This is a genomic window from uncultured Vagococcus sp. (assembly GCF_963518325.1).
In the GTDB taxonomy this organism is placed as follows: domain Bacteria; phylum Bacillota; class Bacilli; order Lactobacillales; family Vagococcaceae; genus Vagococcus_D.
Window position 1 is genome coordinate 1 of sequence record NZ_CAUQJB010000029.1, and the last position, 26,806, is coordinate 26,806.

General features: G+C 38.0%; 23 protein-coding genes. 11 read left to right on the forward strand and 12 right to left on the reverse strand.

The genetic code is table 11. From position 1 onward, the window contains the following. Positions 1–390: 390 nt before the first annotated feature. The gene (locus RWN13_RS18295; RefSeq protein WP_314066588.1) at positions 391–708 is read left to right on the forward strand and encodes an HAAS domain-containing protein; all 318 of its coding nucleotides are present in this window, start codon (positions 391–393) and stop codon (positions 706–708) included. A gap of 104 nt (positions 709–812) precedes the next feature. Here the strand turns inward: RWN13_RS18295 and RWN13_RS18300 are convergent, their stop codons facing one another. The 4 genes from RWN13_RS18300 to RWN13_RS18315 all read right to left on the reverse strand — a co-directional run bounded on the left by RWN13_RS18300 (position 813) and on the right by RWN13_RS18315 (position 6,374). Next, a complete protein-coding gene (locus tag RWN13_RS18300; RefSeq protein WP_314066590.1) occupies positions 813–2,861 on the reverse strand; it encodes a beta-galactosidase in 2,049 nt (682 codons plus the stop codon). An 11-nt stretch (positions 2,862–2,872) separates the two neighbouring features. Beyond that, a complete protein-coding gene (locus tag RWN13_RS18305; protein WP_314066592.1) occupies positions 2,873–3,730 on the reverse strand; it encodes a sugar ABC transporter permease in 858 nt (285 codons plus the stop codon). A gap of 1 nt (position 3,731) precedes the next feature. Then, positions 3,732–5,018: an ABC transporter permease subunit gene (locus RWN13_RS18310; protein WP_314066594.1), complete on the reverse strand. Its 1,287-nt coding sequence runs from the start codon at positions 5,016–5,018 to the stop codon at positions 3,732–3,734. Between the two features lie 90 nt (positions 5,019–5,108). Next, positions 5,109–6,374 carry an extracellular solute-binding protein gene (locus RWN13_RS18315; RefSeq protein ID WP_314066596.1) on the reverse strand — a complete coding sequence of 422 codons (1,266 nt, stop codon included), beginning with the start codon at positions 6,372–6,374 and terminating at the stop codon, positions 5,109–5,111. A gap of 283 nt (positions 6,375–6,657) precedes the next feature. On the opposite strand from RWN13_RS18315, the gene RWN13_RS18320 reads away from it, so the two are divergent. After that, positions 6,658–7,659, forward strand: a complete 1,002-nt coding sequence (locus RWN13_RS18320) for a LacI family DNA-binding transcriptional regulator (protein WP_314066598.1) — start codon at positions 6,658–6,660, stop codon at positions 7,657–7,659. Between the two features lie 205 nt (positions 7,660–7,864). Here RWN13_RS18320 and RWN13_RS18325 read toward each other — a convergent pair whose 3' ends face one another. Next, positions 7,865–8,437, reverse strand: coding sequence for a methyltransferase domain-containing protein (locus tag RWN13_RS18325; RefSeq protein WP_314066599.1), 573 nt, complete (start codon positions 8,435–8,437; stop codon positions 7,865–7,867). Positions 8,438–8,786: 349 nt separating this feature from the next. Between RWN13_RS18325 and RWN13_RS18330 the strand changes: the two genes are divergently transcribed. Next, on the forward strand, positions 8,787–10,892 hold the full coding sequence (locus RWN13_RS18330) for an alpha/beta fold hydrolase (protein ID WP_314066600.1): 2,106 nt from the start codon (positions 8,787–8,789) through the stop codon (positions 10,890–10,892). A 568-nt stretch (positions 10,893–11,460) separates the two neighbouring features. On the opposite strand, the gene RWN13_RS18335 is transcribed toward RWN13_RS18330, so the two are convergent. After that, a complete protein-coding gene (locus RWN13_RS18335) occupies positions 11,461–13,818 on the reverse strand; it encodes an ATP-binding cassette domain-containing protein (protein WP_314066603.1) in 2,358 nt (785 codons plus the stop codon). Between the two features lie 175 nt (positions 13,819–13,993). Here RWN13_RS18335 and RWN13_RS18340 point away from each other — a divergent pair, with 175 nt between their 5' ends. From RWN13_RS18340 to RWN13_RS18355, 4 genes are all read left to right on the forward strand, one after another. After that, positions 13,994–14,665, forward strand: coding sequence for a response regulator transcription factor (locus tag RWN13_RS18340; protein ID WP_314066604.1), 672 nt, complete (start codon positions 13,994–13,996; stop codon positions 14,663–14,665). Beyond that, complete coding sequence (locus tag RWN13_RS18345) at positions 14,662–15,714, forward strand: HAMP domain-containing sensor histidine kinase (RefSeq protein WP_314066607.1); 1,053 nt, start codon at positions 14,662–14,664, stop codon at positions 15,712–15,714. The genes RWN13_RS18340 and RWN13_RS18345 overlap by 4 nt, the downstream gene beginning before the upstream one ends. A gap of 145 nt (positions 15,715–15,859) precedes the next feature. After that, positions 15,860–16,147: a hypothetical protein gene (locus RWN13_RS18350; RefSeq protein ID WP_314066608.1), complete on the forward strand. Its 288-nt coding sequence runs from the start codon at positions 15,860–15,862 to the stop codon at positions 16,145–16,147. A 670-nt stretch (positions 16,148–16,817) separates the two neighbouring features. Then, positions 16,818–17,210, forward strand: a complete 393-nt coding sequence (locus tag RWN13_RS18355) for an HIT family protein (RefSeq protein WP_314066611.1) — start codon at positions 16,818–16,820, stop codon at positions 17,208–17,210. Positions 17,211–17,256: 46 nt separating this feature from the next. Here the strand turns inward: RWN13_RS18355 and RWN13_RS18360 are convergent, their stop codons facing one another. From RWN13_RS18360 to deoC, 3 genes are all read right to left on the reverse strand, one after another. Next, entirely contained in the window at positions 17,257–17,694 is a 438-nt protein-coding gene (locus tag RWN13_RS18360) for a hypothetical protein (protein WP_314066612.1), read from the reverse strand. 134 nt (positions 17,695–17,828) lie between these two features. Beyond that, the gene (locus tag RWN13_RS18365; protein WP_314066615.1) at positions 17,829–18,392 is read right to left on the reverse strand and encodes a recombinase family protein; all 564 of its coding nucleotides are present in this window, start codon (positions 18,390–18,392) and stop codon (positions 17,829–17,831) included. A gap of 547 nt (positions 18,393–18,939) precedes the next feature. After that, entirely contained in the window at positions 18,940–19,608 is a 669-nt protein-coding gene (gene deoC / locus RWN13_RS18370; RefSeq protein ID WP_314066617.1) for a deoxyribose-phosphate aldolase, read from the reverse strand. 147 nt (positions 19,609–19,755) lie between these two features. Between deoC and RWN13_RS18375 the strand changes: the two genes are divergently transcribed. Continuing rightward, positions 19,756–20,496 carry a DeoR/GlpR family DNA-binding transcription regulator gene (locus RWN13_RS18375; RefSeq protein ID WP_314066619.1) on the forward strand — a complete coding sequence of 247 codons (741 nt, stop codon included), beginning with the start codon at positions 19,756–19,758 and terminating at the stop codon, positions 20,494–20,496. Between the two features lie 542 nt (positions 20,497–21,038). After that, positions 21,039–21,272: a hypothetical protein gene (locus RWN13_RS18380; protein ID WP_314066621.1), complete on the forward strand. Its 234-nt coding sequence runs from the start codon at positions 21,039–21,041 to the stop codon at positions 21,270–21,272. A gap of 269 nt (positions 21,273–21,541) precedes the next feature. Here the strand turns inward: RWN13_RS18380 and RWN13_RS18385 are convergent, their stop codons facing one another. From RWN13_RS18385 to RWN13_RS18395, 3 genes are all read right to left on the reverse strand, one after another. Then, the gene (locus RWN13_RS18385) at positions 21,542–22,321 is read right to left on the reverse strand and encodes an ankyrin repeat domain-containing protein (protein WP_314066622.1); all 780 of its coding nucleotides are present in this window, start codon (positions 22,319–22,321) and stop codon (positions 21,542–21,544) included. Positions 22,322–22,339: 18 nt separating this feature from the next. Beyond that, positions 22,340–23,386 (reverse strand): hypothetical protein, encoded by a 1,047-nt coding sequence (locus RWN13_RS18390; protein WP_314066624.1) that lies wholly within the window; start codon positions 23,384–23,386, stop codon positions 22,340–22,342. 91 nt (positions 23,387–23,477) lie between these two features. Then, the gene (locus RWN13_RS18395) at positions 23,478–24,443 is read right to left on the reverse strand and encodes a DUF4822 domain-containing protein (RefSeq protein ID WP_314066627.1); all 966 of its coding nucleotides are present in this window, start codon (positions 24,441–24,443) and stop codon (positions 23,478–23,480) included. 171 nt (positions 24,444–24,614) lie between these two features. Between RWN13_RS18395 and RWN13_RS18400 the strand changes: the two genes are divergently transcribed. Then, positions 24,615–26,117: a sensor histidine kinase gene (locus RWN13_RS18400; RefSeq protein WP_399553700.1), complete on the forward strand. Its 1,503-nt coding sequence runs from the start codon at positions 24,615–24,617 to the stop codon at positions 26,115–26,117. After that, complete coding sequence (locus RWN13_RS18405; protein ID WP_314066628.1) at positions 26,092–26,787, forward strand: response regulator transcription factor; 696 nt, start codon at positions 26,092–26,094, stop codon at positions 26,785–26,787. The genes RWN13_RS18400 and RWN13_RS18405 overlap by 26 nt, the downstream gene beginning before the upstream one ends. Positions 26,788–26,806 lie beyond the last annotated feature (19 nt).

Below are 26,806 nucleotides of genomic sequence, written 5' to 3' on the forward strand. Positions count from 1 at the left end.
ACGCATTAAAAATGCTAGAGTTAAGGCTCTCCTTTTATCCGTTGTCCTAAACTTCACCAATAAACTAAAAAGGTCTGATTCCCCTCTTTTTTGCTAGAATAAGAGAGGTAAAGGTACTTTCTCGAACCTTGACTCCTAAATTTTCTCTAATTCCTGCTCACCTCGTCTCATATTTACAGTCTAACATCTTCATTGATTATTCGCTTACACTATGGTAAAACTATCATAAATAAACGCTTATATTTAATTACGATTTAATCTGTCTTAAAAGGATGAGCAGCAAACCTGACTAAAAGACTAGTTAAAACTCCGACTTCAGTCTGATGTTCAAGCTCTGTTCAGATGCTAAACTTAGGTCATAAGTTAATCACACATTGGAGGAATTAAATCATGAAAAAAGTTAATATTTTTGCGGTAGTAGGGTTATTCTTTTTTAATCTCGTTATTATGTTAGGTGCGGTTATTACGATTTACGCTTTCCTTGCTAGTGCTTGGATAATGGCGATTAGTTTTATCGCCTCGCCTGCCCTAGTCGTCTTAGCTGCTTTAAGCGGCTTACAGGCTATGACAGTTTTAAATTTGGGAGTCTCTATCCTCTTAGCAGGTCTCGCTTTTATCAGCTTGCCCTTGCTAAAACGCATTTCAGCTCTAATCATCACTCTTTCCAAACAATACATTGATTTTAATAAAGACGTCATTTATTACTAAAAGAGTTTTTACAGGAAAAAAAGAGTCAAAACCATCAATTTGGTTTTGACTCTTTTTTTGCTACAAAATGACCAAACATAATCAACACACATTATTTCACGAGATTATTCAGTAACAATAAGATTAGTCAATACTTTAACTTCATAAGGGGCCAAGGATAATTTCCCTGAGACCTCTTCCGCCGATATTAAATCTATTAAAGCATCTTTCAACTCGATAGCGCGAACTTCTTCCGAAAAATTCATTACAAAATGATACAGTTCCTCTCCTTGTCGAGTTTGAATCGAAACATCTGGATGGCTTTGAATTACAATGGGCTCAAAAAGTTCCAGATTCTTGACAATCCCGTTGTAAACCTCTTCCAGTAAGGCATGATTACCACGAGCTCCTATAAAATAAGCTTGTCCTGTCCCGTACTGATTGACAGTTATGGCAGCCGTATCGCGATAGAACTCATTTTGATAATAGGCCAATGGCTCCGCTCCCTTTAATGCGATTCGAGTACAATAGTCTTTAGCAAAGAAATTCTCTGAACCATAATTTAATAATACCCGATCTTTAGGATAAAGCGTATCGGTCTCCAATACCTTAATTCCAAATATAGCTCGTAAAGTTTCAGGCCAGCCACCTAAATAAGCTAAGTCAGACTCATTGACATAGCCAGTTAAATAAGTAGACACTAGTTTTCCACCCGATTTAACAAAGGCCTCCAACTTTAGCATTGTTTGTTCACGAATTAAATACAACATGGGCGCAACGATCAGCTCATACTGAGCAAAATCTTGCTCAGAGGTGATGACATCCACTGGAATATCCTGATTCCAAAAATAACGATAATGCTCTTGAAGTGTTTGGGGATAACGCTTTGACTCTTGCGAAAAGCCTTGGGCATCATTTAGGGCCCAATTATTTTCCCAATCGTAGATAATGGCTACTTTCGACTTCTTTTGACTGCCTCGAACTGTTTTAATCTTATTTAAAACGGCCCCCACTTCTTTCACATCTTGAAACACCCGGTTCTCCACATCGTTATCATGATCGACAACAGCACCATGAAATTTCTCTGAGGACCCTCGCGATTTGCGCCATTGAAAATATAGATTGCTGTCGGAACCATGAGCAATAAATTGCAACGAGGACAACAGATGCATTCCCGGTCGTTTTGTTTTATTCACTTCATGCCAGTTAACCCCACTGGGTGTTGATTCCATAATCAGGAAAGGCTGTTGTTTTAAACTTCGATACAAATCATTAATAAACCCAACTTTACTGGCTAAATCCGCCGTTGTTTCCCAATCGTTGTGCCAAGCAGGGTAACAATCCCAACTTAAAACATCCACATGTTGGGCAAATTTGCCATAGTCCAAACTTTGAAAAGGAATCAAATCATGGGTATCCGCCATAAAATTAGTCGTAATAGGTACACCTGGTGCGGCCTTTCTCAAAGGAGCTGCTTCGGTTTCAAAAAAATCAATGGTTTGATCTGTTACAAATCGTCTCCAATCAAGTGTCAAGCCGTGTACCATTGATTCCCCAATAGGCGATGGGGATTCAACCTGACTCCAGTCTGTGATGGTATGACTCCAAAAGGGTCCCCACCACGAATGATTCAACGCATCAAGAGTCTGATACTTAGTTTTCAACCATGTTCTAAAACTCTCCTGACACAGTTCGCAATGACACTCTCCAGAATACTCATTGGAAACGTGCCACATCAAAAGAGCTGGATGCTGACCATAACGTTCTGCTAATTTCTGATTGATCGCCATGACTTTTTCCCGATAAACAGGTGAAGAAAAACAGTGATTATGTCGACCACCATGAAGCATTTTTTCACGGCGCTCATTGGTTCTTAGTACTTCCGGATATTTCTCAGATAACCAGGCTGGTCTTGCAGCACTTGGTGTGGCTAAAATAACATTACCGCCATTGGCAGCAATATCATCGATAATCTTGTCCAACCATTCAAACTGATACTTTCCCTCAACTGGTTCAAGTGCGCTCCAAGCAAAAATCCCCACTGAAAAGGTATTGGTATTGCCTTCTCTCATCAATTTCAAATCATCTGCTAGAACGTCTGGATAGTCTAACCATTGATCTGGATTATAATCGCCACCATGAAAAAAATAATCTTGCTGTTCGTATCTATTCATCTCTATTCATCCTATCCTTTTGTTCCGCCGGCTGTCAGACCTGAAACAAAGTGTTTTTGTAATAATAAAAAGACTAAAGCAATCGGAATACTAATCAAAATCGCGCCTGCTGCAAAGGTTGTATAACTGGCTCCCATCTTATCTGTCACCAGCTTATACAAGCCAATAGGTAAAGTGTAATACTCCGGATTCCTCAGCAATACAGAGGAAAGTGCAAAATCCCCCAGTGGACCAGTAAAACCATTCATCGCCACTACTGCTAGCATAGGACGGGAAAGCGGAATTAATATTTGCCAGAAAATTCGCGTGTTACTAGCACCGTCTATTTTGGCACTTTCATCCAAATCAATGGGAATTGAATCAAAATACCCCTTCATTAAATAGGTATTCATGGGAATCTGACCACCGACGTAAATTAAAATCAGCAACCAGTGACTATTGATTAATCCCAACATTTGAGCTAAAACAAAAATCGCAATCAAAGCTGAAAATTGAGGGATCATTTGCAATAATAAAAATAGCATTAAGCCATTTTTGCGTCCGGTGAAGCGAAATCTAGAAAAGGCATATGCTGTAAATGACACACAAATCAGTGACAACACCATGGTAAATATACTTATTTTCAAGGAATTCAGATACCATTGTTTATACAAGAGAGTCCCTTCACCTGCGAATAATCGCCCGTAGTGACTTAACGTCGGATTCTTCGGAATCAAACTGGTACTTACCAAACTATTTCCTGGATTAAAGCTGGCACCAATCGTCCATAATAAGGGATAGATAATAATCACACACATAAATCCCAGCAGTAAATAAGTGAAAAACAGTCGAAAGCGACGCTGCCCTTTAATACTTGAGTCATGTGACATACTAGACCTCCTCCTTAAATGAATTAGTTTTTCTAAACTGCCATAAAGCAATCCCTATTACAACAATCGAAAGTAATATAGTCAATGCTGCCGCTAAGGCATATTGGCTATTTTGCATGGTCAATTTATAAATCCACGAAACTAAAATATCTGTGCCACCAGCTGTCGAACCAGGTACCGCTGGTCCACCAGCATTAAATAGATAGATAATGTTAAAGTTATTGAAGTTAAACGTATATTGCGTGATGATAATCGGCGCCATAGCATATAAAATCAGTGGCAAGGTAATCGACTTAAATTTTTGAAAAGCCGTCGCACCGTCAATCGTAGCTGCCTCATATAAATCATCGGGAATTGATTGCAACGTACCAGTTGTCACAATAAATATATAAGGGAATCCCAACCAAGATTGAATCACTAACAAAGCTATTCTAGTCCAGTTGACACTGGTTAACCAAGGAATACTTTTCAGTCCAAAAAAAGCTAATATTGAGTTGTTAATCGCCCCAAAACTATCATTAAACATGCCTGCAAAAATCAAAATTGTCACAAAACCAGGAACTGCCCAAGGCAAAACTAGAATAGTACGAAAAAACTTTTTAAATCGCAGTTCTTTTTGATGAACCACAACTGCTAAAAAGACCCCGATGGACACTTGCAAAGTTGAGGCTACTAAAGTCCAAGTGACTGTCCAACCAAGTACATTAAAAAAGGTGGAGCGCCAAATATCTACTGTAAATATTTTCTTAAAGGTGGCCAGCCCTACCCAATTAGCTAAATTAGCAGGTGCCGAATGGTATAAATCATAATTAGTAAATGCCAGACTAATACTGAATAAAATTGGAAAGATCACAGAGAATACCAATAAAATAAAGGCTGGACTAGTAATCAAATAAGGGTATCCTTCTGTTAACAAGGCTTGATAGGTTTCTTTAAGTGAGTTAACTTCTAACCCCTGATCTCGTTGTTGCCCATTTTTATAAGCGTCTCTGATGTTTAAATAATAAAATAAAGCCCCAAAACCAATCACAATTAGAGCAATTAATCCTTCTGCTAAAAGAAAAATTGAATTATCACGAGGAACTTCTACCCCTAGGGTGACTATTCCCCAAATCCCCATATTAATAATATCCTTAAAAACCACCATATACATAATAAAAAAGAATAAAAACAACAATCCTTTAACCTTTTGTCGATTATATATCTGGCCAAGTCCGGGGACAAGCGATAATAACATCGCTTTCTTAGCATAATTAGCTGGCTTCTTAACCGTTGTTGGATTTTTCATCAAACAATTCCTCGTACTTTCTATATAAGTTCTCTTTGATAATCGTTACAACATGTTTAAAAGAAAGGGCGGCAACGCCGCCTCTCTTCATTATTTTTTTGTTGCGTCGATGGCTGCTGTAATTTGTTCAACAGCAGATATTAAGGCTTCTTTAGGTTTTCCTTTCCCAGTAGCAATCGTCTGAAGAGCCGCATCAACCGGTTCCCATACAGAATTCATCGCCGTGATTCCGGGTGTTAATTCAGCATGCTGAGACTGTGTGGCAATGGCTTTAGACGTCTCACTTGCCATAATCGTTGGATCTTCTGCTAAGGATTTAACAGCTGGTACTTCCTGGGTTTTCTCATATCTAACTTTGGAATTTTCTTCATTACTAATAAATTCAACAAATTGTTGTGCTAATTCAGCCTCTTTGCTATAGCTGCTGACATTATAACTTTTCACCCCAATAAAAGAACTCATCGGTTTGCCATTGCCCAATAGTGGTAGAGCTGTTACACCGTAATCAATGCCGGCTTCTTTATAAGGCTCGATATTCCAAGGTCCAGAGATGACCGCAGCCGCTTTCCCTTCCGTAAACAAGGAATCCAAGACATTAATTCCTTGTTCGCCAATTAATCCCGTTGGCAAGACGCCTGCTTCATAAAAAGATTGAATGTACTCCGCCCCTTCAATCGCCCCTTTATTAGCCAAGCCAATATCACTTGGATCATAATTGCCTTCAGCATCTTTACCAAAAACATAGCCACCATATCCACTCATCACGCCTTGAGCATAATAAATTTGATCCCACAAGGCCAGCAAACCATAGTTATCTTTTGTTGTAACTTCCATTGAATACATCAACCATTCATCCGTATTTTTAGGAAGTTTATCTTCTGTTACAAGAGCTTTGTTGTAATACAAAATCGTAGTTTCAACGGCTTTTGGCAAGCCGTAAACTTTACCATTTACTATTTGCGAATTCATGGCAGACTCTGTATAGAGATCCGTTATCTCATCGCCAACACTTAATTCCTTCAACAGTCCTTCCGTCACCGATGTGCCGATTTGATCTCCCGGAATGGTAATCACATCCGGTCCGGTACCAGCAGGTCCATCGAGACGTAAATCTTCAATTTGATTGCCGTAAGCCTTCTCCACTACTTTCACCGTAACGTCATGTTTTTTTTCAAAAGCAGATACAGCTTCTTCGATTCCTTTGGATTTACTTTGATCTTCCCAAACTAATAAATCATAATCCTTATTTGACTTCCCTTTACTAGAAGAATCACCAGCCCCTTCATTAGTGGGGCCACATCCCGCTAACCCCAGTGTCACCACAGTTAACAACGCAATACCTGATAGTTTTTTCATTCGCTTTTCCGCCTCTCTTTATTCTGTAACCGTTATCTATAATTACACAATACAATAAAAAAAACTATTTGTAAATATATTTATCAAATAATTATATTTTTTTAGTAAATTTATTTTCTTTTTAATTCTAATCTGGTAACTAAACCTGACTGATTCAATTAGGTAAGCTCTAATTAATCAGTAAATATATTTACTAAATCAAAACACTATACTATAATAGAGAAACAGGTCGTTTTCAATTAGCATGAACTACGACAATTCAAAATAAGGAGGTTTCATTCTTATGGTAACCATCAAAGAAATAGCAAAACAATCTGGTTATTCGTCTTCCACTGTCTCCCGATTATTAAAAGATGACCCTACCCTTTCCATTACTAGTGACACCAAACAAAAAATATTAAAGACTGCTCTTAAACTTGGCTATGAACGGGCAAAAATCCAAACCATTATGGAAAAGGTAGCATTACTTTTTTGGATTAGCGATCGCGAAGAGTTAGAAGACGTTTATTTTAAACAAATGCGACTAGCCATTGAAACTTACGCTCAGAAAAACAATATGGAAATTTGCTTGATCAAACATGAAGATGGCCTTGAGGCGATCCCAAAAGACATTAATGGCTTTATCGGAATAGGCGCCTACTCAGCTAAAGAAGTGGCCTACCTTCACCAACTCTGCCCCTTCGGTGTCTTTGTCGACATGAATCCCGACCCTGATTTATTTGATTCCGTGCAACCTGATACCAAACGCATCACTCGTAAAGCCATTGATTATTTTATTGAAAATAATCATCAGCAAATCGGCTTTATCGGCGGTACCTACCATAATCCAAATACGGAGAGTGACGAAATGGATAACCGAGAAATCGCCTTTCGAGAATACATGACAAAAAAAAGCCTACTAAATGAGGCCTATGTTTTTGGTGAAAAGCACTTCTCTGTTCAAGACGGTTACGATGTGGCCACTCATGCAATTGAGACGTTGAAAGGACAATTACCAACAGCTTTTTTTGTAGCCTCTGATCCTATTGCCGTTGGTGTACTACAGGCACTTAATGAACATCATGTGGCGATTCCAGCTGATGTGGCCATTATTAGCGTTAATAATATTGATGTAGCTAAGTACGTCTCACCGCCACTGACTACCTTTCACATCGATTTAGATGAATTATGCAAGACAGCCATCGACCTATTGGCCGATCAGTTAATTTCTGCCCGAGTCACCAAAAAACAAGTTTTCATTAGCTCAGAATTGATTGTTCGCAAAAGCTTTATTCCAAATGCATAAGAAAAACAGGGCGGAACAATACTTCCGTCCTGCTTCAACCTCTTTTTTTCTGACAGATAAATGATTTCAATTGACTCTCTCACTATGCATCACGGCTTAACAAGCAACTCGTTGCAAACACCCCTTCATTATTATGAAACATGAATTTTTAACGATCATCGATTTAGGTATATGAAAAGATAAATAGATACCATCCTCATCCCATTTAACTTTTTCTAGCGACTATAAGGACTGTCAAACTACCTTGTCGTATATACTTTGATGATTCTATGGTAAACCCCTCAGTAATTAACAACTCTTGATAGTCCTCAGCAGTCCATAATCGATATTTAAGCATTTTCATTGCTGTCCGAGTAATAATCGATACAAATTGTTGCTCCTTAAAAGTGGCAACTTCAATAATTAATCGACCACCAGGTTTTAATACGCGATATAACTCGACTACTAACTGATTGATATCTGGAACCACATGCAACACATCTAGACCCAAAACAACATCAAATCTGTCGGACTCACCTATCAATGCTGTGCCGTTTTGAACATTTTCTCCCTCCTTCTCTCGACCTACTGCCTCACTCACTTCTGAAGAAAGATCAGTCGTTTCAATCGACTGATAAAACGGAGCTAATTGATGCGACAAACTTTCTGCATCTGGGCTAATACCTAATACAATTGACTCCGGTTTGAGGTACTTCTTTAAGTAATTAATTAACACTGGGTCAAGTACCTTATTCTGATTAGAGCCTTTACAAAATTCATACCAAAATCCAGCTTTCACGGACATTCACTCCTTTTTGTTAAACGTGGCTCATTTAATAGAATGGCACCAGCGTTTTCTGTCTGCTAACCTATTATAATATGTCCAGTTCACTATTGGTAATAGTCATTCAAAACTTTTTTCTGATTCACGGTATATTCAAAATAAAAATCAATTTACATTCATTAAAACTACAATAAATAGATATTTCATTCCAATTTCCCTTTACTTTCAACGATAAAAATTATATAATTTTATTGTTCATTAAACCAACTATTTCGAATCAACGTTGACACTAGCCAATCTGATTTTTTACGTATAGAGTTGTTAATGAACCAAATCTGACACTGTTTGAAGAAGGAGATTATTTATGAAAAACAGAACATCAAAGTTCAAAAAGGCATCCTTATTATTAAGTGCCTCGTTAATTACTGGAGGAGGGCTACTTCCCACATTCGTTACTTTTGCTGAAGAAAATTCTTCCGTCTACGTCATTGAACAAACCAATGACACCAATAATGATAAGATGGAGCTGCAATCATCCTTGTCTAATCTTTATACTGCTAAAACACCTGAAGAACGTTCCTTATTACCTGAAAGTGAGCAAGTCATTATCGATGAAATAGAACGTCTATTAAATCAAGAAGTTAATCTTTCATCTCGAACCCTTACGGAGGATGCACTTAACAAATTCGTCATTGATTTAGCATATGGAATCGCCTTTGAACGCAATAACCCCACCTTTGCCGCCATTCTTGAAATTGGTGAACGCTTAGGTGCTTTAAACCTCAGCTCAACTGATAGAAGTAATCTTTTTCAAGTTGATTCAGGAATAGCTTTACCAGAAAAACCCCTATCCGATTGGTTTAATCAGTTACCAAACACTGAAACGCGTACTTTAAAAGTATTTGAAAAAGCCGCAAACAAAGAAATTTATTTAAAAGCCCAATACATTGACAACGATTCAGACAAAACACTTATTTTGCATCATGGTTATCGGTCAATGTTTGAAGACATGTTACCACAAGCTAAATTTTTTAGCGAACTCGGCTATAATATCTTACTTCCTGATGCCCGCTCCCACGGAAAAAGCGAAGGCGAATATATTACCTTTGGTTATTATGAACAAGATGATTTAAACAACTGGATTAATCAGGAAGTTGCTGAAAAAAACGATCAATCTATTTATTTATATGGAGGCTCCATGGGCGCAGCTACTGTCACTATGTCGCAAAAAAAACGTCACCCAAATGTAAAAGCTGTCATTGAAGATTGTGGATTTTCAACCATGGAAGAACAATTTCGAAGTGTTCTCCGTTTAGTGACCGATCGTATATCATTTATTCCGATTATTAACCAGTTTGATTGGTATGGAAAAGAGACCCAACTACTTGATCTTTTAAACAACCGACACATCATTCCAAAATTATCATTTGATTTATTTAACGCAGACTCTCCACTTAAGAGTGTTCAGCAATCTGGCGTTCCACAACTCTTTATTCATGGTGAAGCAGACTGGTTTATCAAACCAAATGAAATGAATGTTCTTTATAACAACGCCATTGGCTATAAAGAAAAACTCAGTGTCCCTGGTGCTGACCATGGAGCCTCATTCCATGTAGCCCCAGAGCTTTATAAAAAAACCGTGACATCATTCTTGGCAAGGGTCGATCAAATGGATACCTTATCTCCGATTGTCGCAGAAGACCTTAATTTACTAAAAAATACGGAATTTAATAGCACGGAAACTGGATTTATTGACTGGTTAACAAGTGTCGATGGTGATAATTTCAGCTCCGATGCCTTAAGCCGTAACAAGTATAGTGAATTTGTCATTGAAAAGAAAGGTTCAGAAGATATTGGAACCGCTAGTTCTGCTCAAGGTAATTTGCGTCTCTTCAATCGCTATCATGGACCTCAACTTCAATTTGGTCAGCCTGTGCCATTGATTAAGGGAGAAACATACGAATTGAGCCTGAAGGCTAGCAACGATTCCAGTAGCACATGGAGTTATCCAAACGTCACATATGGCTTTAATACGACTATTAAAGATGACGCTTTAAAAAATAAACATCAGGAAGAAAAAAAATTAACCTACACTTCACCAACAACTGACACTACATTGGTTAAGCTTGGATCACGAGTCGGCTACCATTCCTGGATTGATCATAACTACACACATACAATCATTAAGGATATACGCCTCATCAATACAGATCGCACACCACCAAAAGAAGTAACAATTGATACAATTACCGCTCAAGAGAATACCGTTACTTTGACCGGTAAAGCCGAGACTAACAGCAAGGTGTTAATTAAAGACTCAGGGTCAACTATCCTTCACGAGACCCCCGTCGGTGAGACAGGTACATTCAGCATTAGTATTGCTAAACAATCCAGTGACAGTCTTTTCCATGTGGTAAATAGAGACGTCAAAGGAAATACCAGCGCTTCGAAAGTTTTATACTTCAAGTAACGAATACTGAGCCAATAATTATTTGGCAGGATAGAGTGGGAGCCCAAATAGGGCTGGTTCCCGTGAAGAATTTTGCCAAACGACTCTCGCACAATACTCGTAAAAAAAGCTGAGACAATTGTCCCAGCTTTTTTGGCACTAATTCTGGCCAGTCCCCCCCATTAATTTTAATTCATTCATCTAAACTTTCTTTTCCTACAAAACGGTTGTAAGAGTTCTAAATAAAGGCTCTGATTCTAAAGCATAAACCTCATTCATTTTTTAAAATTATTGGAATCTCTTCATTTTTTCTATCCTTCATTAAACTTCCCTCACTAAATACGTAGCTCTTTGCGCCTTTCACATAACTCTAACCAAGTGATGGCAACTCTTTTCAACTTATTATGCCCTCTTAATCAAATACTAGCCGCCTCAAGAAAACCAACCTAACACATTTTACAAACAATCATGAACATATTGTTTATACTCATCGGTTTGTCAAAAAAAAGGGAGGGGACTTCAGTCCCCTCCCCCATTCAGTTTCATTAATATTATGCACTAAACACGCTCCAGGTCTTACAATCGATGACTATTCAGAACGTAAAGCTTCAACTGGATCTTTCTTAGCCGCCATACGAGCTGGAATACTACCACCAATTAATGTCAACACCACACTAATCGCAACTAAGCTAATGGCATGTAGTGGTTGTAATTGAGCAATATTTGATAATCCTGTCATATCCTCTAAAATAATATTCGTCGGAATCGTTAACAGGTAGGCAATTAAAATACCTAAGAAACCTGAGAAAGCACCAATGATCAAAGTCTCAGCATTAAAGACACGTGTAATATCTTTTTTACGAGCACCTAAGGCACGCAGAACACCGATTTCTTTCGTCCGTTCAAGGACGGAGATATAGGTGATGATTCCCACCATAATTAAGGAAACCACTAATGAAATCGATGCAAAAGCAATTAGAACCATGGTAATAGCGTCCATAATTCCGCCAGTCATTTCAGTCATTGAGCTAGCCAGATCTGAGTAGACAATCGTCTCTTTAGTCTCTTTTCCCTTATTAAAAGCATCTAGGTAATCAATAATTTTATCTTTAGCTGCAAAATCAACGGGATAGATGTAAATCATCATTGGCGTTGAATCGCCACCAAGATAAGCTACGGTACTCTCTTTTTCTTCCGCTTTAAAAGGTTCCATCGTCATCACATTAGTATCAGACTCTTTTTGAGCCTTAACAATGTCCGACTCTTTTTCTTTATCCAAAACTAAATCAACTAAGGCATCACTATAAGCCACACCATTTGCCAAAATAGCTACTTGGACATCTTCTTTTTGACGAACTACAGCTGCTAATTTAACCGTCGTATTATTCGCTGCCTGATAGGCTTTGTCTAAATCTTGAGTCGGCATAAAGTTACCAAACTCAGATTTTTCATAAAAGTCATTGTTGCCAACTAATTGCAATTCTGTTCCTACAATATCTGAGAATTTCAAACTTTCAATGTCTTCCGTATCAAAACCAAGATTTTTCATGGTGTCAATATCGATCCGATTTTGATTATCTACTACTAGAACCATTTCTGTTTCATCTTTAGGATAACTACCGGCAAGGACATCATAATTTTTCTTTAAGTAACTACTGCCTTTACCGTCAATTGAGACTGGATAAGAAGACAAACCAACGCCACTCATACTAGAAATCCCCGCACCAGGACCAGCTCCGCCGCCCATGCCAGAAATCCCAATATTAATTGAGACAGGCGCGACTTTATCATCTGTCTTACGTAATAAATTCATGCCAACCATTCGCGTAAAGCCAATGCTGCGAACTAATTCAGGGTCTACTGCTTCCAAATAATCCACATACTCTTGGGTAATATTATTCGTATGGGTCACATTACTGTCAGCTGGATTATATAGAAATACCTCTTTAGACTTAACAAATTCTTTTTTCGCCATTGGACCTTGAGACTGCATCTCTTTCATCGTATCCTCGTCCATATTCACCGCTTGACGAGAGACAGTAATCGGAAATTCTGATAAAGCATTACTTTGAAATTCATCGATTTGTTTTTGGAAACCAGACGATAAACTCAAAATTAATGCAATACCAATAATCCCAATACTAGCCGCAAAAGCCGTCAAACTAGTTCGCCATTTTTTTGTGGCAATATTTTTCCCTGAGAGCTTTAAAGCCGTAAAATAATTCATACTCGTTCGTTTTAATTGATAATCATTATTTGTGACATTCTCTACATAAGGATTACTGTCATTAACAATATGACCATCTTTAAAGTTAACCGTTCGATCAGCGTATTGCTCCGCAAGTTCCGGATTATGGGTCACCATAATAACCAATTTGTCATCTGCTATTTCTTTGATTAAATCCATAATTTGTTCGCTGGTTTCTGAATCCAGAGCCCCAGTTGGTTCATCTGCTAAAATAATATCCGGATCATTTGCTAAGGCCCGAGCAATCGCTACCCGCTGCATTTGACCACCAGATAACTGGTTTGGTTTTTTATGTAAATGATCCTTTAAACCAACTCGTTCCAGCACCTGAGTCGCACGCTGCTTCTTCTCTGCACTGGCTACACCACTTAACGTCATCCCCATTTCAACATTATCCAAAATACTCAAATGAGTAATTAAATTGTAACTTTGGAAGACAAATCCGACACTGTTATTTCGATAAGCATCCCACTCTCCGTCTTTAAAATCTTTTGTCGATTTACCATTAATGACCAAGTCACCACTATCATATTGATCCAGACCACCGATAATATTTAGCAACGTAGTCTTACCTGAACCACTTTGACCGAGAATGGCCACGAATTCATTTTCTCTAAAATTGACACTGACGCCATTGAGAGCCACTTGGGTAAAATCACCAGTCGTATAACTCTTTTTAATATCCGTTAACTGTAACATCGAATTCCTCCATCCACTTAAACCATTAATATTTTCAGAAAGAATATGTATTTCTTTCATAAGGTTGTTTTTAATATAACATAGCAATGTGTCTTCAATATGAACTTGATGATTTCTTTTTTTTACTAGTTGAATGTGCTATAGTAGTGACAAGAAAACGACGAAAGGTGAGATTATGGCCACAATATTAGTAGCAGAAGATGAAAAAAATATTCAAACACTTTATTCACGTTTGTTAAAACAAGCAAACTACCACTCCCTTACTGCCAATAATGGCGTTGAAGCCCTGGCCATTATCGAAGATCAACAAGTTGATTTGCTGATCTTAGACATCATGATGCCAGAGATGAACGGTTTCGAAGTAGTGGAAATGGTTCGCCGCTGGGATCCCGATTTGCCAATTATGATGGTCACCGCTAAAGAAGCCGTCACTGATAAAAAGAGAGGTTTTCTAGCAGGTGCTGATGATTATTTAGTTAAGCCAGTAGATGAAACTGAGTTTATCTTACGCGTTCAAGCCCTTCTAAGACGCTCAAAAATCTACAGTGAAAAACGTTTAACAATCAATCAAACGATCCTAAACTCGGAATCCTTTACTATTGACAATGGCAAAGACTCTTGGGAATTACCTAAAAAAGAATTTATGCTGCTCTTTAAACTTCTATCCTATCCCAACAAGATTTTTACCCGCCAGCAACTGATGGAAGAATTTTGGGAACGAGACAGTGATTCAGACGAAAGAACCATTGATACCCATATCAAAAAATTACGCAAAAAATTTGCGGATAACCCAGATTTTGATATTCTAACAGTCAGAGGCTTAGGCTATAAGGCGGTGAAAAAGTGAAACGTACTTGGACCCTTCGCTGGCAATTTGTCGCCAACGTGATGTTTATTATGCTCTTGGCTGGCATTATTTCTGTTATTCTTTTTGTTTTTCTAACCAAGTTGAATATCCCAGGATTTAACAACTCCCCTTTGATTCGCTTAATTAGCTTAAGTTTGGCCAGTTTTATTATCGGCAGTCTAGTTTCTGTTGCCATTAGTAATAGCCTCTTGCGCACCTCCCAACAATTAATTAAAGGCACACAGCAAATTGCTAGAGGAGACTATAAGGTTAAAATTCCCATTACGAATCGTCATCATACCGAAATTAACGAACTCATTGGTAATTTCAATAAAATGGCTCAAGCCCTTGATAATGTTGAAATTATTCATAATGATTTTATCAACAATTTTTCCCACGAATTTAAAACACCGATTGTTTCTATTAAAGGCTTTGCCAAACAACTTCAAACATCAGATTTAACTGAAGCCGAGCGACAGGAATCAATCCAAATCATCATCAGCGAGTCCGAACGCTTAGCTCAGTTGTCTTCCAACATTTTACAACTGTCTAATTTGGAAAATCATGAAATCGTCCGTCTTCAGTTACAGCCCTATAATTTAGACGAACAACTTCGTAACTGCCTATTGCTTTTGCAACAAAAGTGGGAAGAAAAAAATCTCATTTTAGAACTAAACCTTGAGCCCGTCAGTTTTATTGGCGATCAGGAAATGATGGTATCTCTATGGTTAAATTTGTTAAACAATGCGATTAAATTCAGCCAGCCAGAAGGCACCTTATCGGTTAAGTGTTATTACGTTGCCGATCAAATAAAAGTTAAAATAAGCGACACAGGAATCGGCATGGAAGATACAGTCAGACAGCATGTCTTTGATAAGTTTTACCAAGGAGACCCGGCCCATCAGGAAACCGGCAGTGGTCTAGGCTTGGCGATTGCCCGACGTATTGCAACCCTTCACCACGGGAAAATTAGTGTTCGATCAGTCTTAAATGAAGGCACCACCTTTACGGTCAAATTTGAAGACAATCAAGGTCTGCATAACAACTAAGTTATGCCGACCTTGATTGTTTTTTTTAGGACTCACCCAAGCTAGCTAAATAATAAATTTTTATTATTATTTGTTTTTTCATTTTATTTTCATCTACTTTTCATAACTAGGGTGTATTGTACTAAGTTGGAAAGGAGTGCTGTGTATGAATCACAATATCTTTTTAGTTAGTCTCAATATCCAATCAAACGCCGTAGAAAAGCTGGCAAAGTTCAAAGCACTTGCGAAAGAACACCAGTGGGTAGGTAAAAACCTATTTGATACAACCATTATTCTTAAATGCTCGATTGAAGTTGACGACCTCTTGGACATGCTACAAGCTCTTATTTTTGATAATGGCGACTATTTGTTTATTACAGAAGTAACTCACAACTACATCGGTTATTTACCAGAAGAAAAATGGAAAAGAATCAACCATGACATTTTTGGTTAAGATACGATGACTATCACGATTAGATTTACACATCACTCCAAGATCAAAATTAGTCCCTTACTTGGTTCGAAAATTGTGACTAAATAGCAAGACTACCTTAACTAAATCCTTCTCTTGCCGATTTAGTATGTATCAGGTTATTTTGTAGAGGGGGAGAAACAATCAATTATCAAGTGACCCATATTAGACGGAGAAGTCACAATCGTGAGTCCACAGAGAGCATCTTTGAAGTTCGTTTGAACAACGGTGATCACCTAACTATCGACACCTTAATTAATTACATAGACATGGGATTTTCCTATTATTATCGGGATGAGCGGAATCAGAAAATTACCATTGAGTCCTTTCATCCATTCTATAAGCAATCCTTTGTCCGCTCTATCAATCACATGGGTGTGCGTGATTGTCTCTTGTCATTGCCATCTTTTTAACTAAAACCTCAAAAGGGACTGATTTCATTGATGATCAGTCCCTTTTGAGGTTTTGCAGCTATTGTCTAAGTTAAAAATCGTAATCAAACTGTTTAGTCTCACCCGTTTATACACTTCATCTCTAATAAATGGTAAACCAAAGTAAATCACTGGATAATCAAGAGCTGTTAGCGTAGCTTTTAAAGACAGGCTTAGGTGAGAAAGCACGTGTTATAATTGACAAGCAGCTTAGGAATATAATGACGCCACTAATTATCCCAGCACAAAAACTATTAGAAACCACTTATTTTTTTCTGATTTACAATCGTGATCCAATTCAAGTTGGTCACTTGTTGCTTATTTCAAAGGAACATATCAAAACTATGACGGAATTATCAAATCAGGCCTTAAGTGACTTAATTTATTTAGAGAAAAACCTAATTGAATTCTTAGAACTGTCTTTACCGATTGAAGACATGACTCTTATTCAAAATAATGGTCAATTAATGGATAAAAGGACTCACTTTCACGTGCACTTAATCCCTCGATATTCTCAGGATTTCATTTGGGAAGAACCATTGGTTAAGCGTCAAGAGATAGACTGCCATCATTTGACAGAGATACTTACAGCCTATGGAACTACTTTAACATAAGACATTTCAACAAACACGAAGCCTGTGGATTTCGTGTTTGTTGAGGTTAAAACCAAGTTAAGCTTCGACATTCTGCCTTACTCAATCCATATGTTTCAAGGGTGTCTTTAACCTCTAAATCTTTAATTTCAGTACACTCTCTTACTAATATATCAACCCCAGCGGGCGTTAACGCTGACTTTTCAAAACGAATTATTAGTAAGTTAGCATCCAAATAAGCTATTTCCCAGTGGCTGCTTAAGGCTTTTAAAAGCCCCTTCCCCCGCCATTTGATCCCATCCTTAAGAACTGTATCGACGCCGACAATTGATTTCACTTTGCCTCTATTCGTCCGGTATTCAACTAAATCAGTGAATCTTAAAGGCTCTTGCCCAACAAGCCCGTAGGTTATGGTTGGCTGGTGTCTTTTACCAGAGAGCCACATGGGGAAATTAGTGGCTTTTATTTCCCACTTACCTGGCAATTGTTTGGCTAGATTTATCATAAAATCACTTCCTTATCTTAACTATAAAACACTTGCTGACTAACAGAAAGAAATATGATCGATGCCTTATGATTAAGAAAAAAACCCTTGGTAATCGTCTTATCAACAATCCCCAAGGGTCCCTTATAACAGTTTTATTTGATGCCTTCTTGTGTGTATTTGTACGCAGTTCCTAAAGAGATGTTACATTCTTCAGCAATTTGGCGTAATGTGTATTTATTATTGTGATATAAGAATTGTACACGTTCAACCGTTTCTTCTGAAATTCTTGGACGTCCGCCAATACGGCCATTACGACGAGCTTCTTCTAAACCACGTGATGTTCTTTCACGGATAATCGCTTTTTCCATTTGAGCCATGTTAGTGATCATTGATGTGAATACTTTGTTATCTAATCCTTTTAAAGCTTCATCTTTTTCTAACACGATTAGCTCAACACCTTTTTCATCAAGAGCTGCAACAAAATCAGCTAATTGAATCACTGATTTACCTAAGCAAACAAGTTCAAAAACGATTAATTGATCGCCAGCTTCCATTGTTTCTAAGGCTGCCTCTAATTCTACATGGGGATGAGTTGTTTTAGCTTGGTCATCTGTTTCAAGTACGATACGGTCACAACCATATTTCCCTAAGCTCTCTAGTTGAGATGATAGGTACCCTTGGTCTTCACTTTTATACGCATATCCGATTGTTGTCATAATATTATTCCTCCTATGATTAAATAATTATCGTTTTTTATAATCAATTTCTTTTGTATTGCTTCTACTCTTATTAGTATAGAGAATCCCCAGACTCATTACTATGTCAAGCTTTGCACATGTTTATGTAATATCTGAAATTACTACCCCTTAAATAAACACAAAGCCTATTCTACGGGGATTTTGTTATTTAATGTCAATATTTACACATCCATGTGCAATCATTAAATACACCTATTTTATAAAAGGAAAGTTACTTTTTTCAGCTTAATGGGCTATACCGCTTACCTTTCCTGAGACAAAAAAACAACTAACATCGATATAAGCAATGGCTTTTTGCCAATCTAATTGTTACTTATCGAAATATCCTCAGATGCTGAAACATGAATCAAGGCGTTCATCTTCTAAATAGTTTCCGTAACCCATAACCATTTTTGCCCCTCATAGGACTCAATATTCGTGGAACTATCTAAATCAGGGTAAAAGACTCTCGGCAAACAAAAAAAAGCCTATCCTCAGATAGACTAAAATTAGTTATTAAACTCGATTAATATCCTGCCTTTCCAGCTTCACCATTAAAAGCACTAATCGCGCTACTAGCACCAATTCGATTGACGCCAGCCTCAACAAAGGCTTCAAAATCTTCTTTTGAACGTATCCCTCCTGAAGCTTTAATTTTTACACCTTCACTTAAGTATTCTCTAAACAAGGCAATATCAGCCAAGCTTGCGCCAGCATTAGAAAATCCAGTCGAAGTTTTGATAAAATCAGCGCCGGCATTACTAACAATTTTACACATTTCGATTTTTTCTTCTTCCGTCAAATAACTTGTTTCAATAATTACTTTTAAAATATGAGACCCAACCGCGGCTTTTAATTGCTCAATTTCACTTTGCACACTGGCAAAATCTTTACTCTTAACAGCAGACACATTGATCACCATATCAATTTCATCTGCCCCATCTGCAACGGCTTGTTTTGCCTCAGCCACTTTAGCAGCCGTTGCCATATAGCCTAAAGGAAATCCAATAACTGTTGTAATCGTCAGTTTATCACCGAACTTTTCTTTCATGTCCTTCACATAGTATGGAGGAATACAGGCAGAAGCCGTTTGATACGTGATACTTTCCTGACAAATACGCTCAACATCTTCTCTTGTTGCAGTTGGTGATAATATTGTATGATCCACTTTGCTTAATACACTCGCTTTATTCATTACAACACCTCTTTGTTATTATTTTATAACATTTGTTAACACAATACTAACATTTTAATTTAAAACAGTCAATGACAATCATTTTTATAACAAATAATGTGTGATAACTGTTATAATTAAATAAATTCCTGATAAAAGGAGCTCTATATGAAGAAAAAAATAAGACAAGAAAAAATCTATCAACAAATTAAAAAAACCGGCGAGGTTTCCGTTAAGAAACTGGCTCAGTTACTTAACGTTTCAGAGATGACGATTCGCCGCGACTTGATGGATTTAGAAGCTCTTCACGATACTGAACCAAAAAAAGCCAGTCAAACAGAATACGATTTGCTGACAGCCTTAAAAAAAGAACATCAAAAAAAATTCCGAATAGGTGAAAAAGCCGCCGCCTTAATTGAAGACCATGAGACCATTATCATCGATACTGGTAGCACCACCTCTAAAATAATTCCTTATTTAGATGACGAAAAACAACCGACTATCCTAACTTATAACTCACATATTTTAAAGGAATTATTAACCAATAGTCAGATTACTTTAAAGTTCTGTGGTGGAGACTATCACCCGGAAACTGGGATGTTTGAAAGCCCAGAAAGCATCGCCTTCTTAAAAAAACATCGTGCCACTAAATACTTTGCTTCGGCTTCAGGCATCCATGAAACCTTAGGGATTACTTGTATCAATACTTACGAAACTGCCATTAAGCAAGCTAGTCTCGATAGCTCATTAGAAGTGATTTTAATGGTTGATTCCAGTAAATTTGGCATCCTCTCACCGGCTGTTTTTTGTAACTTGAGACAAATCCACACAGTTATTACTGATGAGGACTTGCCTCAGGAATGGGTGTCACACCTTGAAGAAAGTGGGATAACCCTTTACTTGGTTTAAATGAAAGCACGCTTATCAGATCAATGTTGATCTGACAAGCGTGCTTTCATTTAAAATAATCAATTACTACGATTCCTTTCATATAAACATCACGTTTATTGATAAAGTCTGTATGAGTCTCTTTTATAAGATACCGAATTTCCAAATCAGTTACTGGACTTCGCTCCATAACCGATAGCTTGTCTTCTTTACCCAGTTACCGCCAATCCACGGCTTTTTATATTTTGAGAGTAGACCGATTAAATTCGAACACTTCTGCCATTCCCATCACGAAAAAGATAGACGATGTTCATTTCCATAGTCTTAGGGATTACATCAAAAGTTGTTTGGCCTAGTTTATCTACAATTACTAAAGTCATCTCCAATTGTATAACAGAGGCAAATCTAACATTATCTAGAGATATATTCCCCATGAATCAGACTTATTTCACGCCATTATTATCCCAAATCCCTACAACACCATGGCTTACTATTTTTCATATAGTGAAAAAATAGCTCCTATATCATTTTTGAGTCTATTATTAGAGAGAGGAGGTATTGTTATGCATAAATACATTTACGGTAAAACCAGTGATTCAAATGGCCAACATGAAATCCATAAAAGCACCTGTTCATACGCCCCTCTTTTTTTTAACGCCATTAAGATTGGGCCAAAAATTGACAGCCAGAGCGCCATGGAAACTGCCAAGAACTTGAATCCATCGAAATGCTTTTACATGTGCCAACACTGTTGCCACACTTGGTATATCAACCAGCCCGAATCCATCCATCTCTAATAAAAAGAAAAACAAGCTGGGACATAAAGTCGTTTTGTTTCCTCGACAACTCGTCACAGATAAACACATGCTCCGAGCACTACACAGGTTACGATGTCCCTCATTTCTAAAGACTAAAGTCTTAAGAATGACGGCAATCTCGAAGAACCGGTCCAAGCGAAGCGAGCAGACTTTTGGAGCGCGTCTATCGTACAATTTTCGTAAAAGCATCGGAGGCCGGGACAATTGTCCCAGCCTCCCCTTTTCATTCAAATAGTCTTAAAGTTTGCCTAATAATTTTGGAGCAACTGAGTCATTCCCTGATAACCATAGTTAGCAGCATAATCCTCTGCTGACTTTCCGCTGTTATCTCTTAATGACTTGCTGGCACCATGATCCAGTAACGCTTTGGCAATGTCTTGATAAAGCTGAGAGCCATCATTTAGCGCTACGGTTTCAATCAACGCCGTGTAGCCGTAATTATTTTGAAAATTCACTTCCACTCGACCATCGTCAAGCAACAGTCTAACAGTATCAAGATGACCTTTTTCTGCCGCTGGAATGAGGGCATTCCCACCAAACCGATTAACCTTGCTTAAATCAGGCTCTCCCTTACTTAACATATAAGCCAGTATTTCTGTTCGACCTTCAGCCCCTCCATAAAGATAAGGACTGTCGCTGATAGTATTTTGCCGATTAATATCTGCCCCATGATCAATTAATCTCTTGGCAATCTCGATTTGATTACTGTGAACAGCCACATTTAGAGGCGTGTTCCCCTCATGATCGATTTCCTCGATGTTATAATCTTTATCGGTCAGAATTTTTTCTACTTGACCAAGATCCCCTTCCTTAACACTTTTCAGTAAGTCATTTGGGCTAAACATCTCTGGCGCCGGCACTGGCACCGTCTCACTTGATGACTGGTTGGTTTGACTCGATTCACTGTCAACACTGGCACTCACTTCACTGATTACTGTTGAGTCACTGCTGACGGTCTCGTGTCGTTGACAGCCATACAAGAGCACACTAACTAAAAAGAGTAAGCTAATCCATCTCTTATTTTTCATAACCATCCAATCCTTTCTTTATTCGTCCAATTTCAAGTGTTCTGCCAGTTTCTGATAGACCTCATAAGAAGGGTGTTTTTCCAAAGTTGCATTTGCCAGACTTAAAGACTGGGTTTGCTTAATCTCTGATACTAATTGATCAGAAAAATCAATAAACTCATTTCCCATTTTTTCTTGATAGGACAATGAATAGTATTTTGATTGTCGGTAATAAGGCTTTAATAGTGGATCTTTTATTTTTTCTTCCGTATCCCCAAAATATTCATCGTAGTAAACTTCTTCGATTTTGCCATCGGTGGTGATTACTTCCAAACGACCAATTAAGCCGCTCTCCAACTCTTCTGCATACCCCTGATACTTGGTTGTGGTTGGCTTTCTGATAGCATTATCCAAAGCCGCCGCTAATGGCATAAAGCCATCCCTAGCTGATGTAGATGATCCTTTAACGGTATAAAAGTCACCCGTTACTCGGTTCTCATCACGCATTTGCTTTTCAAGATAGGTAATCCCATTGACCACCGTTACAAGTGTACTATCGGTCCGAGTATTACTCGCTTGAAAAAAAGCATAATCCGACAGTCGCTTATTAACGCCAGAATACCTGGTGTCATAATATGGCTCACTGGCAAATTCAGTAAATTCCACATCTAGAATTCTACCTTCATTTTCAGCCGTTACGATTTCAACAATCCCATAGTTCCCGCCAGTAAACTGACCTTCATTTTTATAATAATCCCCTTTGAGAAGACCAAGAGGTGGCTGATTGGACCAAAACATTTTAGCTTTTTTTTCTGTTTCACTATAGAGGGCTGGAGGAGTCGTGCCAAAAGTAGTTTGAGTCGCACCCGTCACTACATCGTACTGGTAGTCGTGCTGATCAAACACTAACTCATCTGCTGATTCCTCTGTGGGCTCACTTGAAGGCTCAGATTCTCTGTTGCTAACCGTCACCTGGGTCACTTCTGGTTCAGAACTTTGCTGGGCTTGTCCCTCTCTGACATCTGGTTTACAGCCTCCTAACACGATTACACTCAATAACACCATACAGCTAGTTATTTTTTTCATCAGACCCCTCACCTCAACTTGTTTCATTTTATTTAAACATAGCCAAGGTTAAAATACTTCCCACATTCTAACCTTGGCTTTTCCCTTATCACTAGAATGTAAATGTTGGGTCAAATTCACCTGTATAAGGTTCATGCTCAACAAAAACGGTAATTTCGTTCCCCTCGTTGTCTTTCCCCATTCGTTTGTACGTAAACTTTTTATCCGTTAATTCAGTTATTTCCAAAACTGCGCCATACTTATTCTCCCCAATTGAAACATGAGCTCGTACTTTATTGTGAGCCAATACATCATAGTAACCAAAATCACCACGAGTCTCGCCTGTTTCTAGATTAAAAAATTCATATTTACTTGTGGGTTCATCAAATTTAGCCAAACTGATAAACGCTTGATTTGCTTCAGTTACATCATTGCCCTCTTCATCTATCACTTTGGTGCCATTCCATAAAGTATCACCTAAAATAGATGAGCCAGGTCGAGCTGTTTCTATTGTACCAGTTTCACTGGTTAAGGCTTCTCGTCCATTTGTAAATGCCAGCTCCTTATCACTATAAGGAATATGATCAACAAATACTTCTACATCTTGTCCAGCTTTGTCTTTCCCTATGCGTTTGTATGTGAAAATATCTTCGGTCAATTCCGTCACATCAACAACGGCTTGGTAATTATTCGTTTTAGAAATCAACACTCGTTTTTCGCCATCAGCTGTCAGAAAGAATGTGCCTTCATCTCCCCTAGTCTCTCCAGTCTCTTTATCAAAAAACTCATAATAACCTGTCTCCTGATCGTATTTGGCCAGACCAATAAACCCTTGGTTTTCCACTGTTAAATCATTGTTGTCTTTATCATAAACTTTAGTTCCTTGCCAATTCGTCCCTGATAATAGGTGAGTTAAGTTTTCACCTTTAGTTTCACTTGGTGTTTCCACTGTTTCTTTTTTGACCTCAGTGCTTGTTTGTGACGTTGAGCTCTCAGTTGTAGCATTAGTCGAGCAGCCGGCTAATACCAGTCCTGCCACCATCATTGTGCCAATAATTGGCAATAGTTTTTTCTTCATAATCATTATCCCCTTTGCTTATCTAATAACAGTATAACAACTGTTTATTAACTCCCAAGAGACAAAAAATGAACAAACTATAAACTAATCTAAACATAAGATGAATTAGCACTGACTTCTATAAGTTTCTTCCGATAACATGATATAATAACAAATAAAAAGGAGGCCACTATGACCATAAAAAAACGTTTCTTGATTTCTTATCTCAGTGCCTTTATTATTTCAATCAGCTCCTTACTGTTAATTTTGTCTCTGGTCTTTTACCTGACTCTTAATAAAATTCCCAGTGTAACTGAGGTCTATAAAATGATTACTAAGCAACGAGCTCTAACTATCGAAGAAGAAGAAAGTTTTATTGCCTTGGATCGAATTGTAAAAAAATCGCCTGATTTGCTCAACGCTCCTCTTAGTGAAGAGATTTTAGCCACCATTCATTCTATAGAAGAAAAAGGATTGGAAGTCGTTATTAGAAAAAACAAACAATTTTCTTATTATTCCAGTAATCTGGTAGAAAAATCACTAATCGCTCATTCACCTGATTATGAACTCAATAACTTCACACCAGCAGGAACCCTTGATAATGCTGGACGACTCTTCCACTACATCAAGCTTGATTTTAAATACCTTGACGGCAGTAGCGGCAGTTTTATTATTCTCAAACGTGAAAGTAATTTATTTGAATTCTTTACTAAGTGGGGCATTTGGATTATTCTAATCATTATTGCTATCGCCATTTTCTCGGCTTGGTTGATTAATTACCGACTGACCAAAACAACAATTGAACCTTTAGAAGAGCTAGAATCAGCCACGACATCGATTGCTAATTTCACTGAATTTATTCAATCAAAAAAAAATAGTCCTCCTGTAAGCAAATCAAAAGAAGTCCGCCAGCTGGAAGAAAGTTTTGAACAAATGTGGCGTGAGCTTCAGAAAGCCGAAGCCGACCGCAGTCGCTATGAAGACAATCGAAAAGAATTAGTCGCTAATATTTCTCATGATTTAAAAACGCCAATTACCTCGATCATCGGCCATGTAGAAGGCCTACAAGACGGCGTGGCAAATACAGAGGAAAAACAACAGCGTTACTTGGAAATCATTCATAAACAAGGGACTCATCTTAACGAGCTAATCGAGGAACTCTTTTTATACTCCAAGCTAGACTTAGATGCGGTCATCTTTGACAAAAAAACTATTGATTTTATTCCCTATATTCGCCATCTTTTAGAAGAATATCACTGGGATAATGAGAGTCATCTCACAACAGACTTCCCCACTGAGGAACTGCTAGTCTCAATAGACCCGATTCAAATGAATAAGGTCTTAACTAATTTAATTCAAAATAGTTTAAAGTTTCGCGATAAAACCAAAGTTCTCACTTTGGACTTTAAGATAGACTTTGACAATGACCACCTTTTTTTCTCTCTAAGAGATAATGGTACAGGCATCAGCCAAGACGAACTGGCTCACGTATTTAGGCGTTTCTATCGTGTTGACAAGTCTCGGACGCCTCTGGTCAAAGGCAGCGGTTTAGGCTTAAGTATCGTTAAGCAAATCGTGGAGCATCACAATGGCTCCATTCAAATTAACAGTCAATTAGGAGAATACACTCAAATCATCATCACTCTCCCACGACTTCTGGAGGATTACCATGACAAAAAAGATCTTAATTATTGAAGACGATCCTAGTATCGCTAATCTTCAAAAAGACTATTTAGAAATCAACAACATGAATGCAGTTATTGAAAATGATGGCAAAGCCGGCTTAGATAGATCTTTAGCTGATTCCTTTGATTTAATTATCATCGACATTATGTTACCCAGCATGGATGGTTTTGACATTTGCAAACAGATTAGACAGCACAAACAAACGCCGATTATCATTATCTCTGCAAAAAAAGAAGACATTGATAAAATAAGAGGCCTAGGCCTGGGTGCCGACGATTACATGATTAAACCTTTCAGCCCTAGTGAAATGGTGGCCCGCGTCCAAGCTCACATCAAACGACATGAGACCCTAACACTTGACAATGACGAGGAACTGCCACTCATTGAAATCGGAAAGTTACGAATTGATAAAAGAGCCCATAAGATTTTTATCTCTGAAGAGGAAGTCATTTTTACCACCAAAGAGTTTAATTTACTGTTATTTTTAGCCGAACATCCCAATCGACTTTGGAGCAAAGAGCAGCTCTTTGAACAAGTTTGGGGTATGGATGTCCTCGACAGCGATGTCTCAACCGTCGTTGTCCACATTAAACGTATTAGAGAAAAAGCAAAAGACAAGCAGTTCGACAATTTCCCCATTGAAACAATTTGGGGCAGTGGCTACCGCTTTAATAAATAACACTCAAACAACATCATTC

Coding starts and splice junctions, on each gene's coding strand:
- RWN13_RS18310 (WP_314066594.1), bottom strand. CDS start 5,018: ATGAAAAATCCAACAACGGTTAAGAAGCCAGCTAATTATGCTAAGAAA.
- RWN13_RS18395 (WP_314066627.1), bottom strand. CDS start 24,443: ATGAAGAAAAAACTATTGCCAATTATTGGCACAATGATGGTGGCAGGA.
- RWN13_RS18385 (WP_314066622.1), bottom strand. CDS start 22,321: ATGAAAAATAAGAGATGGATTAGCTTACTCTTTTTAGTTAGTGTGCTC.
- deoC (WP_314066617.1), bottom strand. CDS start 19,608: ATGAATAAAGCGAGTGTATTAAGCAAAGTGGATCATACAATATTATCA.
- RWN13_RS18400 (WP_399553700.1), top strand. CDS start 24,615: ATGACCATAAAAAAACGTTTCTTGATTTCTTATCTCAGTGCCTTTATT.
- RWN13_RS18355 (WP_314066611.1), top strand. CDS start 16,818: ATGACGCCACTAATTATCCCAGCACAAAAACTATTAGAAACCACTTAT.
- RWN13_RS18300 (WP_314066590.1), bottom strand. CDS start 2,861: ATGAATAGATACGAACAGCAAGATTATTTTTTTCATGGTGGCGATTAT.
- RWN13_RS18295 (WP_314066588.1), top strand. CDS start 391: ATGAAAAAAGTTAATATTTTTGCGGTAGTAGGGTTATTCTTTTTTAAT.
- RWN13_RS18390 (WP_314066624.1), bottom strand. CDS start 23,386: ATGAAAAAAATAACTAGCTGTATGGTGTTATTGAGTGTAATCGTGTTA.
- RWN13_RS18305 (WP_314066592.1), bottom strand. CDS start 3,730: ATGTCACATGACTCAAGTATTAAAGGGCAGCGTCGCTTTCGACTGTTT.
- RWN13_RS18330 (WP_314066600.1), top strand. CDS start 8,787: ATGAAAAACAGAACATCAAAGTTCAAAAAGGCATCCTTATTATTAAGT.
- RWN13_RS18340 (WP_314066604.1), top strand. CDS start 13,994: ATGGCCACAATATTAGTAGCAGAAGATGAAAAAAATATTCAAACACTT.
- RWN13_RS18360 (WP_314066612.1), bottom strand. CDS start 17,694: ATGATAAATCTAGCCAAACAATTGCCAGGTAAGTGGGAAATAAAAGCC.
- RWN13_RS18335 (WP_314066603.1), bottom strand. CDS start 13,818: ATGTTACAGTTAACGGATATTAAAAAGAGTTATACGACTGGTGATTTT.
- RWN13_RS18365 (WP_314066615.1), bottom strand. CDS start 18,392: ATGACAACAATCGGATATGCGTATAAAAGTGAAGACCAAGGGTACCTA.
- RWN13_RS18405 (WP_314066628.1), top strand. CDS start 26,092: ATGACAAAAAAGATCTTAATTATTGAAGACGATCCTAGTATCGCTAAT.
- RWN13_RS18320 (WP_314066598.1), top strand. CDS start 6,658: ATGGTAACCATCAAAGAAATAGCAAAACAATCTGGTTATTCGTCTTCC.
- RWN13_RS18375 (WP_314066619.1), top strand. CDS start 19,756: ATGAAGAAAAAAATAAGACAAGAAAAAATCTATCAACAAATTAAAAAA.
- RWN13_RS18350 (WP_314066608.1), top strand. CDS start 15,860: ATGAATCACAATATCTTTTTAGTTAGTCTCAATATCCAATCAAACGCC.
- RWN13_RS18315 (WP_314066596.1), bottom strand. CDS start 6,374: ATGAAAAAACTATCAGGTATTGCGTTGTTAACTGTGGTGACACTGGGG.
- RWN13_RS18380 (WP_314066621.1), top strand. CDS start 21,039: ATGCATAAATACATTTACGGTAAAACCAGTGATTCAAATGGCCAACAT.